A 14,918-nucleotide genomic window follows, 5' to 3' on the forward strand; every position below is an offset into this window, starting at 1 on the left:
GTTATACCGCGCGCGCCGGGCAAACGCACGACTCGACTTTTATGCGATTTTGTGGTAATATATGCCCAGATCAAGCGGGCAGGAACACGACTTCATGCCCGCTTCTTCATTTCTCGAAACCGCTCGGTGGAAAGCCTGCATCGGCCCTCCAACGGTCGATCTTGATCCCTGCGTCAGCGACTCCCGAAATCTTGGCAGGTTTTGCCCGATATTCGCCGCATCAAGCCATCGATGTCGCAAATGGAAGAGCCTGCGAATCAGCGTCGAACTATCTTCCCCGTTCAGGAGCCATGCCACATTCGAGTCTCCAGATCGACCCCTCGTGCGGCGACGAATTTCGCCCAAAACCTGCCAAAACAAGCCAGCTCGCTGGCGCGACCAATGCGCTCCGAGCCACAGCCAACGCGCGCGACTCCACGAGCGGCTACTTCTTGAGTATCCTCTTGAGGTAGGCGATGTCCAGCAGATTCACCGTCTCGAAGCTCCCTCGATAGAACACGCCCCAGTTGTTGAACACGCCGGGCAGCTCCTTCGCTGTTTCCAGCGAGTCCACCTGGATGAGCGTCAACGGGACGCCGTTTTCTTCGCAGTACCGCCGTATCGCCTCGATGCGCTCGGGGACGTAGGGGCATTGGAAATCGTAGTAGATCGTCAGCTCGTCGCGCTCGATGGTTTGGGCCTTGGCGCGAGGCGTGAACGCCGGCACCGTGCCGTCGAACGATAGCGCGAGCAGCTCGTACCCGTCGTCGGTGGCGTCGACCGTCTCGAAGCCGAACTTCCGAGCGAACGCCTGATCGGACAGCCACGACTTCTGCTTCTTCGCGCCCAGCATGCATACGCCCGACTTGCCCTGCGCCCGAGCGTCGTCCAAACAGTATTCCATGAGCGCGCGCCCGTACCCCTTCCCCTTGCAGCTGCCGGACGCCCAGAGGCAGTACACGTACAGGTAGTTGTCGCCCACGACGGGAACCCACGCCGTTTCAAGCGGGGCGTATTCGATGAACACCGGGTCTTTCACCTGCAGCTTCCGGAACACGTGCCCCTCGCGCAAGCGGTCGGCGAGCCACTGGCGCTTCGCCTCGACGCCCGGGTGGGGCTTCCTGATGCGGATGATGCAGGACAGGTGCTCGTCGGCGAGGTTCTCCGGCGTCAGGTTGACGAATTCGGCGTCCATGTTCCTCCTACAGAAACCATTCCAGGTGGCCGCAGCCTTGGCAGACGAGCACGCGAGCGGACGCATTGGCCCAATCGAGGTTGAGCAGCGACGCCCCGGCGGTGTTCAGCTGGGCCGACCGCTCGTCGAACTCCTCGCCTCCGCAATGCGAGCACACCACCGTCTTCCCGGCAATCTCATAGCGATAATTGCCTGACAGCCCCCGATTGTACCCGTCCAAAAATCCCATGAGAACCTCCTCGCCGCACTGGTTTACAAGTCGTGCATGAGCTCTTGCTTCTTCGAGGCGTATTCCTCCTCGGTGATGGCGCCGCGCTTGCGCAGGTCGTCAAGCTGGGAAAGGCGTTGGTAGGCGAACGCGCTCGCACGCTGGCGTTCGTCGGGCAGGGGCTGTCGATCATTCGAACGCTTCACCAGCACCACGACGAGCGCCACCACCAGCGCAACGGGCACCAGCAACACCAGCAGCACGATCGTCATTTCCGGAACGCCCATGCCGAGTATCCTCATGACGCCACCTTCCCTTCGACGGGGAGCATAGTGCCACCAGTATAGCAAGGCCGGCGCCCCAAGGGGGACGCCGGCCGGTATAACCGAGGTATGCGGAACCGCTGCCGCTGCACTGCGGTCGTGGCTACGCCAACGCGGCTACGTAGTTCTGGTACTCGTCTTCGTTGGCGAAGGCGGGGAGATCCGCGCTGGCGTTCCACTCCGCAGGCCCGAACCAGTCGTCGGCGACGGTGCCGCCGAGGCGCTGCTCCACCAGGGAGCGCGCCGCCTTGCTGCCGCTCCAGATGGAGACGCATTGGCAGTTGCCCGTCTCGTACAGGTCGTCAACGAAGCCGGAGATGGCGACGCCGATCGCGTAGAGGCCCCCAACCGGGTTGAAGTCCTGGTCGACGACGCGGCAGTCGTGGTCGACGCGGATGCCGGCGTTCGTGTTCACGATGAGCGAGCTCAGCTTGAACGCGTAGAAGGGGCCGTCGCCCATCGGCACCAAGTACTGGGGGTCCTTCGCGAACGCCGAGTCAACGCCCGCCGCCGCATCGGCATCGTACGTGGCGACGGTCTGCGCGAGGGCGTCCTTCGGAACGCCGATCTTCTCGGCAAGTTCCTCGATGGTATCGGCGACGAAGAGGTTCTCGTTGTCGGCGTATTCCTCCAGGTCGGCATCGAGGTCGAAGGGACGTTCGGCCTGACCGTCGCCGTAGAAGCTCTCGGCATCCACCTTGTTCTGCTTGTAGTACTCCAGCAGGCCGCTTCCCATGATGGAGTAGACCGCGCCCTGTCCCTCCACGATTTTGCTGCGGTTGATGCCGCCGCGCGTAGGCTGGTCGGAAATGCGGCTCATGTCCTCGTTGACGAAGCGCTCGCCTTCCTGGTTGACGAACAGGGCCGTGTTCGTCTCGCCCGCCGCCAGGCACAGCCACGACTGGTAATGCATGCCGTCGACGTAGGCCTGCATGCTGGACAGCGCGATGGTCTTGCAGCGGCCGTGCGCCGTTTGCTCCGCCATGACCATGGCGTCGCCGTAGTGTCCCTGCTCCACCGACACGCAGTGCTCGAGCTCCTGGTTGCTGTAATGCTGCAGCAGCTCCAGGTTGTTGGACATGCCACCGCACGCCAGGACGACCGCCTTGGCGTTAAGGTTCACGTAGTCGTTCTTGCTCTTCACCTGAACGCCCGAGACGGTCGTCTCGTCCTCGAGCAGCAGCGCGATGCCGCGCGTGTTCGTTCTGATCTCGACGTTCGCATACGTCGCGTCGCTGTCGATCTCGCCGATGAGGCGCTGGATGGTCAGCGATCCGTTGCCGCCCTCGTACCCCGCGATGCCGTTCCATTTGGCGACGGGCTCGCCCGCCTCGAAGGCGTCCAGCACCGTCTTGAGCTTTTCGAAGTTCTTGATGGTGAGCGGAACGCCGTGCTTCGTGAACAGCCAGGCGCTGTTGCGGCCCATGTCGTACGCGCGCTCGGCGATGAGGCGACCGTCCTTGACGAAGTGCGAGGCCGTTGCCGCTTCCTCGCCGTATCGGGCCGCCGTGATCCAGTCGCGTCCCTCCGCGGGCATGTCGGGCTGCTCGGCGTAGTTCGCGCCGCCGCCGCACACGCCCTGGGCTTCGACGAGGATGACCTTCGCCTCCGGATCCTGCTCGGCCACGACCATCGCGCACACGACGCCGGCGATGCCCGCACCCACCACCACGACATCGGCATCTTCCTCGACCTGCACGTCGTGCACGATGCCGATCTCGTCGGCGTTCGTCGCTTTGGCGAAGCGCGTGCCGCCCGTCGCGGCGTCGGAAGCGGATGCCGCAGCCCCGGTTCCCTCGGCAGCGGCGCTCTGCGCGGGCGCGCAACCCGTCGCCGACAGCCCGGCGCAGCACACCGCCGCGCCCGCAACCATTCCCGCTCCAAGCTTCAAGGCTTCACGGCGCGATACGTTCGCTTTCTCTTTCATGGATCGTCTCCCTCTCCTTCAACTTCTCTTCCTACGCAAGCGGCGCGGTCACGCCGATTGCGCCACCCAAGGTAGCCCATGAAGCGCCAGGTGGGAGACTATTTCGGGCGTCTATATGCCAGCTTATTTTTCTAGTCTCCCCCAAACTGGGCCCGCGACGGGCCCCGTATATTGGTAAAATCTCAGGGAGCGCTTCGCACGAACGGTCGGATAGGAAGTCGAAGGATGCCAGACGAGCACACATCTCTCCCCCGCAGGCGCGACGGCCGCACGCGCCCGGTGGAGCTGTTCCCGGCCAGGCTCTTGGGGTTCGGCCTGTTCATCGCCTGGAGTTCGCTCGCCGCTTCCCTCGAGAAGAACCTCGACATCGCATCGCTTTCGTCGCCCGTTTCGCGCCTGTTCATCATGTCGGTGTTGTGCGCCCTGTGCTATATCGCCCTCGCGTGGTTCGTGCACGCAACCGGCCGCACGCTGTGGAGCAGGGCCGTCGTCGTGGCCTGCGGCGTGCTCGGGGCGCTCTTCCCCCTGCTGGAGCTCCTTGCGATGAGCACGTCCCTCTTCGCCGTGGACGTGTGCGCCATCACCGCCTCCAGCCTCGCCACCGTCGGGATGTTCCTCATGTGGAACATCCAGATCGCGGCGCACCGGCCCCGAACCGCCTGGATCGCCTACGCCGGGTCGATGGCGCTGGCCGCATGCGTGTACTTCCTCGTCAGCGCGCTCGGCGACGCCGCGCTGTTCGTCGCGCTGCTGACGCTTCCCGCGCTCAGCTGCGGCCTCCTCGTCCTGAGCACCCGCCTGCCGAAAGACGCCGACGACCTCGCCGAGGAAGGAGTCGACTGGAAAATCCCCTGGCAGCCGATCCTGCTGATCCTCGTATTCTCGTTCGCGTTCGGCCTCGTGTCGCATTACGAAGGCAACGCGCGCGTGCCCAGCGAGTTCGGCCGCCTCGCGGCCTCCTGCGTCATCCTGCTGTGCGTCACGGCCCTGTTCTCGCACTTCGACGAGAACGTCATCGCCAAAGCGTCCTCGCTTTTCGTGGTCGCCGCGCTGCTGCTGTGCGGAATCGGAGGGCTGGACGACTCGTTCGGCACGGGAAAGCTGCTGGTGAGCGTGGGATATTACGGCCTGATGCTGTACGTCTTCTTCGCGCTGAGCACCATCTGCTTCCGCTACAAAGCGCGCGTCGAGTGGCTGTTCGGCATCGTCCAATCGGTGTACGTGATCATGTCGGCCCCCAGCGCCCTGTTCGGCAACTGGCTGAAGGACGCGAGCTTCCATACGACGTTTCCCCTCGTCGACGTCGTGATGAGCCTCACCGCCCTGCTGGTCGTGGCGCTCAGCATGTTCCTGCTGACGAAGAACACGTTCACCAGCACCTGGGGCATCAAGGCGCTGCGAAAAGTGTCGAATGGCGAAGGCGTGGAAATCGAGCAGCTGGCGACGCGGGACTACCTGCAAGACCGCGCGTACCGCTGTGCGATGATCGCCCGCCAATACGGGCTGACCCACCGCGAGGAAGAGGTGCTCTCCCTGGTGGCGGAGAACAAGTCGTTCGCCGAGATCGAGTCGACGCTGTACATCGCCCACGGCACGCTGCGCGTGCACGTGCAGCACCTGTACGCCAAGCTGGACGTGCACTCGAAGGAGGACGTGCGAACGTTCGTCAACGATTGGCGCTAAAGGAAGAGCGCGGCGCACCCGAAGGTGCGCCGCGCTTGAAAGCAGATCGCTCTGAAGGATCGCCTAATCCGTGAAGTACCCCACGCCGCCTTCGAACAGCTGCTGGTAGCGGTCGCCGGGGACGTTCTGGTACAGGCCCAAGCCGCGACGCTCGCTGTGGCCCATCTTGCCCAGGATGCGACCGTCGGGGCTCGTGATGCCCTCGATGGCCAGCACGGACCCGTTCGGGTTCACCTCGAGGCTCATCGACGGCACGCCCTGCTCGTCCACGTACTGCGTGGCGATCTGGCCGTTCGCGCGCAGCTCGGCAACCAGTTCGGGACTTGCGACGAAGCGGCCTTCGCCGTGGCTCACCGGCACCGTGTGGATGTCGCCCACCTCGCAGCGGCTCAGCCACGGCGAAAGGTTCGACGCCACGCGCGTGCGCACGAGGCGGCTCTGGTGACGGCCGATGTCGTTGAACGTCAGCGTGGGGCACGTCTCGTCCATCGGACGGATGTCGCCGAACGGCACGAGGCCCAGCTTCACAAGCGCCTGGAACCCGTTGCAGATGCCCAGCATGAGGCCATCGCGGTTCTGCAGCAGGTCGCGCACCGCCTCGGTCACGGCCGGGGCGCGGAAGAACGCCGTGATGAACTTCGCCGAGCCGTCGGGCTCGTCGCCGCCGGAGAACCCGCCGGGCAGCATGATGATCTGGCTGTTCCGAATGGCCTGCACCAGCTGTTCGGTGCTTTCGGCCACCTTGTCCGGCGTGAGGTTGTTGATGATGATCGTCTCGGCCACGGCACCCGCCTGCTCGAACGCACGCGCCGAGTCGTACTCGCAGTTGTTGCCCGGGAACACGGGGATGACGACGCGCGGCTTCGCGACGATGCCGTTGTACACGAGCGGCGCGGCGCCGTCGAAGGACACCGCCTCCACGGCAGCGCCCTCGGCGCGGTACGGGAACACCGGCTCGAGATGGCCCTCCCACGCTTCCTGCAACTCGGCAAGGTCGATAACCTCGCCGCACGCCGCGAACGCGTAGGCCTCGGTCGTCTCTCCCACCTCGCCCACGCACACGGCGTCGGACGCGGTCGGCAGCTCCATGCACGGCGCAAGCTCCACGAGGAAGCTGCCGTACGACGGCGCGAACAGCTCGTCGGCGGTCACGCGGTCGGCCAGCTTCACGCCGATGCCGTTGCCCACGCACATCTTGAACAGGGCCTCGGCCGTGGCACCGTAGCCCGGCGTGGACACGGCCAGCGCCGCGCCGTCACCGATCAGGCGCTCCACCAGCTTGAACGTCTCCACCAGACCGGCGGCATCGGGCGTCACGCCGTCGTACGCGGCGGGCGCGATGCGCACCACGCGGCTGCCCGCCTGCTTGAACTCGGGCGAGGTCGCGCGATCCACCGAGCCCACGGCCGTCGCGAACGACACCAGCGTCGGCGGCACGTCGAGCTGCTCGAAGCTGCCCGACATGGAGTCCTTGCCGCCGATGGAGCCGATGCCCAAATCCACCTGCGCCATCAGCGCGCCCAGCACGGCGGCCGTGGGCTTGCCCCAACGCTCGGGCTCGTCGCGCAGCTTCTCGAAGTATTCCTGGAACGTGAGGTACATATCCTCGTGGAGGAAGCCGGCGGCCACGAGGCGCGCCACGCTCTCCACCACGGCGATGTAGGAGCCCGTGAATTGGTTGGCCTCGGTGAGGTACGGGTTGAAACCCCAGGCCATGCCGCTGACCGTGGTGGTCTCGCCGAACACGGGCAGCTTGGCCACCATGGCCATCGCCGGCGTCAGCTGACGCAACCCGCCGAACGGCATGAGCACCGTGCCCGCGCCGATGGTGGAGTCGAAGCGCTCGGACAGGCCCTTGTTCGAGCACACGTTGAGGTCGGTGACCAGCGAGGTCATGCGCTCGGCCAGCGTGTCGCCCGCCCAGGTGCGCTCGTAAGCGCCGCCGCGCACGATGCGCACGTCCTGGTGCTTCGCCGCGCCGTTGCTGTTGAGGAAGGCGCGGCTCACGTCCACGATGGTGGAGCCGTTCCACTCCATGCGTACGCGCGCCTCCTCCGTCACCGTGGCGATGGGGGTGGCTTCGAGGTTCTCCTCGTGCGCGTAGCCGATGAACGCGTCCACGTCCTCGGGTGCCAGCGCCACGGCCATGCGCTCCTGGCTCTCGGAGATGGCCAGCTCGGTGCCGTCCAGGCCGTCGTACTTCTTGGGCACCTTGTTGAGGTCGATGAGCAGGCCGTCGGCCAGCTCGCCGATGGCCACCGACACGCCGCCCGCGCCGAAGTCGTTGCAGCGCTTGATGAGCTGGCACGCGTCCTTGCGGCGGAACAGGCGCTGGATCTTGCGCTCCACGGGCGCGTTGCCCTTCTGCACCTCGGCGCCGCAGCTCTCGAGCGATTCCAGCTTGTGCGCCTTCGAGGAGCCCGTCGCGCCGCCGATGCCGTCGCGGCCGGTGCGGCCGCCAAGCAGCACCACCACGTCGCCCGGCGCGGGCGTCTCGCGGCGCACGTGGTCGGCCGGCGTGGCGCCCACCACGGCGCCGATCTCCATGCGCTTCGCGGCGTAGCCGGGGTGGTACAACTCGTTCACCTGGCCGGTTGCCAGGCCGATCTGGTTGCCGTACGAGGAGTAGCCGGCGGCCGCGGTGGTCACCAGCTTGCGCTGCGGCAGCTTGCCGGGCAGCGTCTCGGACACGGGGACCAGCGGGTCGGCCGCGCCCGTCACGCGCATGGCCTGGTACACGTAGCTGCGGCCCGACAAGGGGTCGCGGATGGCGCCGCCCACGCAGGTGGCCGCGCCGCCGAACGGCTCGATCTCGGTGGGATGGTTGTGCGTCTCGTTCTTGAACAGGTACAGCCAGTCCTGCTCCTCGCCGTCCACGTCCACCTTGCACCTCACGGTGCAGGCGTTGATCTCCTCGGACTCGTCCAAACCGGTCAGCACCCCGCGCGCCTTCAACCAGCGCGCGCCGATGGTGCCCATGTCCATGAGGCACATCGGCTTCTCGTCGCGGCCCAGCTCATGGCGCATCGCCAGGTACTGCTCGAACGCAGCCTGCACGGCCTCGTCCTCCACCACGACGTTGTCCAGCACGGTGCCGAACGTGGTGTGGCGGCAATGGTCGGACCAGTACGTGTCGATCATCTTGATCTCGGTGATGGTGGGGTTGCGCCCCTCCTCGGCGAAGTACTGCTGGCAGAACACGATGTCGGCCACGTCCATGGCCAAGCCGCGATCGGCGATGAACGCCGCCAGGCCGGCCTCGTCGAGCTCCAGGAACCCTTCGACCGTCTCCACCATGCCGGGCACGGGCTGCTCCATGTGCAGCGTCTCGCGCGTCTTGAGCGACGCCTCGCGCGCCTCGATAGGGTTGATCACGTACTGCTTGATGGCGGCGATGTCGTCGTCGGACAGCGCGCCCTCCAGCAGGTACACCGTGGCGCTGCGCACCTCGGGGCGCTCGCCCTGGCTGATCAGCTGGATGCACTCGCTTGCCGAGTCGGCGCGCTGGTCGAACTGGCCGGGAAGGTACTCCACGGCGAACGTGAACGCGTCCCCGTGCGTCAGGTCTTCTGCGGCAACGACGTTGTCGGACTGCGGCTCGCTGAACACGGTGGGCACGCACTGCTCGAACAGCTCGTCCGAGATGCCCTCCACGTCGTAGCGATTCACCATGCGGAGATTCTCAAGCGCCTCGACGCCCAACAGGCTGCGCAGCTCCTCTTTGAGCTGCTGGGCCTCGCCGTCAAAACCGGGCTTCTTCTCCACGTAGACACGAGAAACCATGGTCCCCACCTTACTTCGTCGAATCCTTCTCGGCCGCTTCGGCTTCCTGCTTCTCGGTCTTGGCCGCCTGGGCCTTGTTCAGGCGGAACCCGCTGCCGAACAGACCGCGCTTCTTCGGCTGCTCCTCGATGGCCGGCTTCTCGGCCTCCTCCTGCTTCGCGGCGCGCTGAGCAGCCTTCTGCTGCTTCTCGGCGGCGCGCATCTCCTTGGATTTCTTGGCCATCATCTCTTCCTGGTACGCGCGGCGCACCTTGCGGATCTTCGAGAAGTCCACGTACAGGGCGCCGATGATGCACACGTACGCCAGGCCGAGCACCACGTACGTGGCCGCCTCGGGAAGGAAGGAGCGGCCGACCCACGACAGCGCCGTCATCACGATGGCGCCGATCAGCAGGCCCCACCAGATCTTGCGGAGGCGCTTGTACTCCGCGGTGGGCGGGTTGTAGTACTGCCGGTCGATCTCGGTCTGCTTCGTGCGAGCAGCCTTCTTGTCGGCCTTCTTCTGCTGCTTCGTCTTCACGGTGGGCTGCACGCGCACCGACGAAGCCGCTTTCGACTTCGGCTTCATGGAGGCCGCGCTCTTACGCGTTTGACCCTGGTGCTCATCGGTCTGGTACCGGTCGTTCATGGGATTGCGCTGGGACATAGGTTATTGCTCCTTCAACGACGGAATGCGCGCAGCCCCCTTGGCCGCACGCATTCCGCTCGACTAACGCGTTCTTAGTAGGCGAACTTCCTACCCGTTATACGCTCGTAGGCCTGGATGTACTTCTCGCTCGTGCGATCGATGATGTCCTGGGGCAGGCGGGGCGGGTTGCCCTGGCGGTCCCAGTTGGCGTTCAGCCAGTCGCGCACGAACTGCTTGTCGAAGCTAGGCTGGTCGGCGCCCTCGGCGTACTCGTCGCCCGGCCAGAAGCGGGACGAGTCGGGGGTCAGCACTTCGTCGGCCAGGATGATCTGGCCGTTCAGGCGGCCGAACTCGAACTTCGTATCGGCGATGATGATGCCCTGCTTCTCGGCATGGTCGCGCGCCGTGGAGTACACCTTGATGGACAGATCGCGCAGCTGCGAGGCGTCCTCTTCGCCGATGATCTCCACGAGGCGCTCGAAGCTGATGTTCTCGTCATGGTCGCCGATCTCGGCTTTCGTCGACGGCGTGAAGATGGGCTCGGGCAGCTTCGACGAGTTCACGAGGCCTTCGGGCAGCTCGATGCCGCACACGGTGCCCTGCTTCTCGTACTCCTTGAGGCCGCTGCCGGCCAGGTAGCCGCGCACGATGCACTCGGCGGGGAACATGTCGGCCTTCTTCACCAGCATGAAGCGTCCGCGCAGGTAGTCGGCGTACGGCTGGAACTGCTCGGGCAGGTCGGCCACGTCGGAGGAGATGAGGTGGTTCTCCACCACGCCGTCCAACAGCTCGAACCAGAAGCACGACAGCTGCGTGAGCACCGCGCCCTTGTGGGGGATCTCGTCCTCCAGGATGTAATCGAACGCCGAGATGCGGTCCGTCGCCACAAGCAGCAGCTTGTCTCCCAGATCGTACAGGTCGCGGACTTTCCCTTGCGCATCAGGCTTGATGTCGATTCCGGTCATGCTGGTCCTTTCGTTGCTCTCTCGAAACGCCGCACGCGATGCGGCGGTCGGCGCTCCCCTTCTCCGTCGGCGCGCCCTATTATCGTCTATTTCTGATCTTTACGCGACTTCCCGCGCGATTTTTGCGATTTCTGCCCGCGCTGCGGATCGTCGCCCTGGTACAGCGGGATGTGGATGGTGAAGCACGCGCCCTCTCCCTTGCGTCCTTCCACCTGCACCCAGCCGTTGTGGCGCTCGACGATCTCCTTCACCACGGACAGGCCGATGCCGAGGCCGCCGCTTTCGCGGGTGCGGCCCGCGTCGGCGCGCCAGAAACGGGAGAACACCATCTTCGCCTCGTCGGGCGACAGGCCGATGCCCGTGTCCTGCACGCTGATGGACGCCATGATGTCGCCGCGCTTCACGCGCACGGTGACCAGGCCGCCTTCGGGCGTGTAGCGCACGGCGTTCGAGATGAGGTTGGCGGTGGCCTGACGGATCATGTCCGCGTCGCCCAGCACGCGCACGCCCTGCTCCATCTCGTACTTCAACGTGAGGCCCGAGTCGGCCACGAACGCCTCGTGCGTGGCCACGATGCCGGCGATCAGCTCGCCCACGTTGACCACTTCCTTCTTCATGGGCGTGGAGCGGCTTTCCAGGCGCGACAGCTTCAAGATGGCGTCAACCAGGCGGCTCAGGCGCTGGACTTCGGAGTTCACCGTTTCCAGACGCTCCTCGTCGGCCTCGAACACGCCGTCCACCATCGCTTCCACGGTGGATTGGATGGCCATGAGCGGCGTGCGCAGCTCGTGCGCCACGTCGGTGGTGAGGCGGCGCTCCAGCTCGCGGTCGCGCTCGATGGAGTCGGCCATCGCGTCGAACGTCTCGCCCAGGTGGGCGATCTCGTCTTCGCCGTGCAGATTGGTACGGGCCGACAGGTCGCCTTCCTTGATGGCCTTCGCCGTGGTGGTCATGCGGTTGATGGGGCTGACCAGCGTGCGGGCGAACAGGAAGCCGATGCACGACGCCAGCACGATGGCGAGCGCCGTCGCGAAGACCATGGCCTGGTACGAGTTGTCGCGGAACTCCTCGTCGGTCTGGCTCAAGAGCGCTTCGGAACCGTACACCCACATGCGAACGGACCCGACGGCGACGTTATCGGAAACGATGGGAGCCGTGGCGAATTGGTCGCCCGCACCCGAAGGCGCAAGCGAACCACGACTGTAATCCCTGTTCGGCATGGTGCCGGGTTCGCCGTTCTCGGGCGTCGTCGAGGAGTCGAATATCGGCTTACCCGTTTGGTTGTCGACGATCATCACGCCCACGCCGTTGAGCTTCGCCGCATAGCGAGCCACCGTGCTTACGCCTTCGTTGTCGAACGAGCCCGTGTCGGTGTATATCTCCGCGATCTGCTCGGCCGTGGATTCGGCGAGCTTCTCGATGTTGGCCTGCGTGTACGTCTGGAAGTGCTGCTCCCACACGAACGACAGCACGCCGATGGCCACGAGCGCGGTCATGGCCGCCACGAAGGCGAACGCCGCCGTGACGCGCGTCGTGTACGTCAGATTGTCCCAACCGAATCGGATGCCGCGGCGCTTCTTGCCGGTCTCTTCGTGCGGCACGACGATGGGACCCGTAGCGCCGGTGCTCCCATCCGCATCGACCGTCAAACGCTCGACAACCGGAGGCTGCGATGCTTCAGGTGCATCGGCGGCAGATGAAGGAGCCTGTTCGTTGGTATCTCGCACGTTGGGTTACTGCGCAACCTTCGTGGGATCCTCGAAGCGATAGCCCACACCGTGCACGGTGTGCAGCCACTTCGGGCTCCGCGGGTTGTCGCCGATCTTCGCGCGCAGGTTCTTCACGTGCGAGTCGATGGTGCGCTCGTAGCCCTCGAAGTCGTAGCCGAGCACCTTCTCCACCAACTCCATGCGCGAGTACACGCGGCCCGGGTACCGCGACAGCGTGGTGAGCAGCTTGAACTCGCTGGCGGTGAGGTCGATTTCCTCGTTGTTGACGAGCACCTTGTGGCCCGACACGTCGATGGTGAGCTCGCCGAACTCCAGCACTTCGCGCTGCGGCTCGGAGTCGGCGTGCACGCGGCGCAGCAGGGCGCGGGCGCGGGCGACCAGCTCGCGCGGGCTGAACGGCTTCACCAGGTAGTCATCGGCGCCCAGCTCCAGGCCGATGATGCGGTCTTCCACCTCGCCCTTCGCGGTGAGCATGATGATGGGCACGTCGGAGTTGTCGCGGATGGCGCGGCAGACGCGCTCGCCCGGAACGCGGGGCAGCATGAGGTCGAGTATAACCAGGTCAAAGTGATGCTTCGAGAATTCCTCGAGCGCTTCCTGACCGTCGCCGACCGCCGTCACCCAGTAATTCTCTCGTTCGAGGTAGGCCGTCACGGCATCGCGGATGGCCTTTTCGTCTTCCACCAGAAGGATGCGTCGTGTTTCGTTGCTCATGGATCACTCCTCAAGCTCGCTGTCATCTCGGATAGCACGCGCCTGCGTTCCCTACGTAGACCAGCTCCGAGCGTAGTGGTCGTGTTTGCGTTTATTGTAGCAATTAGACCGAAGGGCGCTTGAACCTGTGCGTGAAATGACACAATAAACACCATGGTAACCCGCAGATCAACACACGCTAACCACGCGAAACCGACCGTTGCAAAGAAACGCCTTGCGAACAGGCGCGCAACCTCCGACGGGGGCGCGCTGTACGCCGGCGGCAAGACCAGCTCGCGCGGCGGTCACGTCGGCAACGTCGCCGGGTACGGCGGTGCGCACGGCGGCGGCAGCCATCGCAGCAGCGCGCCCAACGTCGGCAACGTCGCCGGGTACGGAAGCGGCGGCTCCATCGGCTCGGCCGGCACGCATCGGCGCTCGTCCGCCGCATCGTCCCCCACCCCGCGCGGCGCCTCGAACGGCGGCGGCAACGGCAACGGCGGCGTGCGCGTCCCCACGCCGAACGGCGGGGAGATCCTGCTCACCCGACGCCACTTCCTGTACGGCGCGTTGGGCGTGGGCGCCCTGGCAGCGGTCGGCGGCGGCGCATCCGTCATCATCGAGCAGACGAAGAGCGATCCCGACGACAATCTCGTGGTGCTCGAGGTGCCCGAGAGCGCGGTGCTGTCGTCCACCTCCGAGGAATTCACCAATACGTTCGCCGCGGTCGACGACCCCGCGACGCTCATGAACCAGGTGGGCAACTTCGAGCTGCCGTACGGCTCCCTCGTCTGGGCAAGCGACGACGACGTGGCCGCGTGCCTGCTGCCCACCGACACCGGCAAGCCTCTGACGCAGGTGGCCCTGCTCGCGCTGAACTCGGGGAACTACCCCATCGTGCTGGAGCAGGCCGTCGGCATCGAGGAGGGCTTCGAGATTTACGACGTGCGCGCCACGTCCTCGGGTCTCATCTGGGCCGAGGCCGACATTCTCGACGGCGTCTGGCGCGTGTACACGGCGCGCAGCGACGGCGCCTCCCTGGGCAACCCCGCGCTCGTGGAAGAGGGCGACAGCGAATGGGAGATGCCCACCATCGCCGCCGTCGGCAACCGCGCGTTCTGGCAGGTGCTGCCGAAGGCAAGCGGCTCGAAGAAGGCCGAACCGTCGCTGTTCAAGCGCGCCACGATGGGCGCGACCGACACCGAGACGCTGTGGACCTCGATCGGCCGCATGGCGACGGCCCCCTACGCCACCGGCGATTCCGTGGTCATCACGCCGCGCACCGACACGTCGTCCATCCACTACCAGCTCGTGCGCGTGGACGCGAACACGGGCGAGGCGCTCGACACCATGGCGCTGCCCACGTCGATGAAGCCGCTCGAGGCGGGCTACGGCAACACCGGGTTCATGTTCTCGTTCGATGCCGGCTACCAGTACGGCGACGGCATCGCAAGCCTGGGCACGTACGCGCCGGCCAGCACCGTGACGAACGGCGACTACAGCGCCGCCCCGTGGTTCCGCTTCAGCCGCAACCCCACCGCACCTCCCGCCTGGTGCGGGTCGTACCTCATGGTAAAGTCGCTGACACAGGTCGTGGGCATCAACTTCGACACGAACCAGTGGTTTGCGTTCGACGTGAAAAGCGGCGCCGACGATTACGGCGAGTACCTGGCGTCCACCGGGTCGCGCGACACCGTGGTCACGTACACGAACGTCGACGACAAACCCCTCGACGGCGAGGCGAAGAAGTACTGCCTCGTCCGCGTATGGACGCCTGCCGGGTAACGCAGGCTCAAACGCTTTC

General features: G+C 65.6%; 11 protein-coding genes. 2 read left to right on the top strand and 9 right to left on the bottom strand.

Going from position 1 to position 14,918, the window contains the following annotated elements; genetic code table 11:
* Positions 1-424: 424 nt before the first annotated feature.
* The 4 genes from H8S61_RS06810 to H8S61_RS06825 all read right to left on the bottom strand — a co-directional run bounded on the left by H8S61_RS06810 (position 425) and on the right by H8S61_RS06825 (position 3,632).
* Complete coding sequence (locus tag H8S61_RS06810; RefSeq protein WP_186938437.1) at positions 425-1,174, bottom strand: N-acetyltransferase; 750 nt, start codon at positions 1,172-1,174, stop codon at positions 425-427.
* Between the two features lie 7 nt (positions 1,175-1,181).
* Positions 1,182-1,403 (bottom strand): DNA-binding protein, encoded by a 222-nt coding sequence (locus H8S61_RS06815; protein ID WP_154333380.1) that lies wholly within the window; start codon positions 1,401-1,403, stop codon positions 1,182-1,184.
* A 23-nt stretch (positions 1,404-1,426) separates the two neighbouring features.
* The gene (gene ccmI, locus H8S61_RS06820; protein ID WP_186938438.1) at positions 1,427-1,684 is read right to left on the bottom strand and encodes a c-type cytochrome biogenesis protein CcmI; all 258 of its coding nucleotides are present in this window, start codon (positions 1,682-1,684) and stop codon (positions 1,427-1,429) included.
* 124 nt (positions 1,685-1,808) lie between these two features.
* Positions 1,809-3,632: an FAD-dependent oxidoreductase gene (locus H8S61_RS06825; RefSeq protein WP_186938439.1), complete on the bottom strand. Its 1,824-nt coding sequence runs from the start codon at positions 3,630-3,632 to the stop codon at positions 1,809-1,811.
* Positions 3,633-3,857: 225 nt separating this feature from the next.
* On the opposite strand from H8S61_RS06825, the gene H8S61_RS06830 reads away from it, so the two are divergent.
* Positions 3,858-5,315: a helix-turn-helix transcriptional regulator gene (locus H8S61_RS06830; protein ID WP_186938440.1), complete on the top strand. Its 1,458-nt coding sequence runs from the start codon at positions 3,858-3,860 to the stop codon at positions 5,313-5,315.
* A gap of 63 nt (positions 5,316-5,378) precedes the next feature.
* Here H8S61_RS06830 and H8S61_RS06835 read toward each other — a convergent pair whose 3' ends face one another.
* The 5 genes from H8S61_RS06835 to H8S61_RS06855 all read right to left on the bottom strand — a co-directional run bounded on the left by H8S61_RS06835 (position 5,379) and on the right by H8S61_RS06855 (position 13,135).
* Positions 5,379-9,098: a phosphoribosylformylglycinamidine synthase gene (locus H8S61_RS06835; protein ID WP_186938441.1), complete on the bottom strand. Its 3,720-nt coding sequence runs from the start codon at positions 9,096-9,098 to the stop codon at positions 5,379-5,381.
* Between the two features lie 10 nt (positions 9,099-9,108).
* Positions 9,109-9,744, bottom strand: coding sequence for a hypothetical protein (locus H8S61_RS06840; RefSeq protein WP_154333377.1), 636 nt, complete (start codon positions 9,742-9,744; stop codon positions 9,109-9,111).
* 74 nt (positions 9,745-9,818) lie between these two features.
* Positions 9,819-10,691, bottom strand: a complete 873-nt coding sequence (locus tag H8S61_RS06845) for a phosphoribosylaminoimidazolesuccinocarboxamide synthase (RefSeq protein ID WP_186938442.1) — start codon at positions 10,689-10,691, stop codon at positions 9,819-9,821.
* Between the two features lie 86 nt (positions 10,692-10,777).
* Positions 10,778-12,418 carry a sensor histidine kinase gene (locus H8S61_RS06850; RefSeq protein ID WP_186938443.1) on the bottom strand — a complete coding sequence of 547 codons (1,641 nt, stop codon included), beginning with the start codon at positions 12,416-12,418 and terminating at the stop codon, positions 10,778-10,780.
* 6 nt (positions 12,419-12,424) lie between these two features.
* Positions 12,425-13,135: a response regulator gene (locus H8S61_RS06855; RefSeq protein ID WP_009305830.1), complete on the bottom strand. Its 711-nt coding sequence runs from the start codon at positions 13,133-13,135 to the stop codon at positions 12,425-12,427.
* A gap of 153 nt (positions 13,136-13,288) precedes the next feature.
* Between H8S61_RS06855 and H8S61_RS06860 the strand changes: the two genes are divergently transcribed.
* Entirely contained in the window at positions 13,289-14,899 is a 1,611-nt protein-coding gene (locus H8S61_RS06860) for a Tat pathway signal protein (RefSeq protein ID WP_255466499.1), read from the top strand.
* Positions 14,900-14,918 lie beyond the last annotated feature (19 nt).

The sequence above is a fragment of the Eggerthella hominis genome, assembly GCF_014287365.1.
Classification (GTDB): Bacteria; Actinomycetota; Coriobacteriia; order Coriobacteriales; family Eggerthellaceae; genus Eggerthella; species Eggerthella guodeyinii.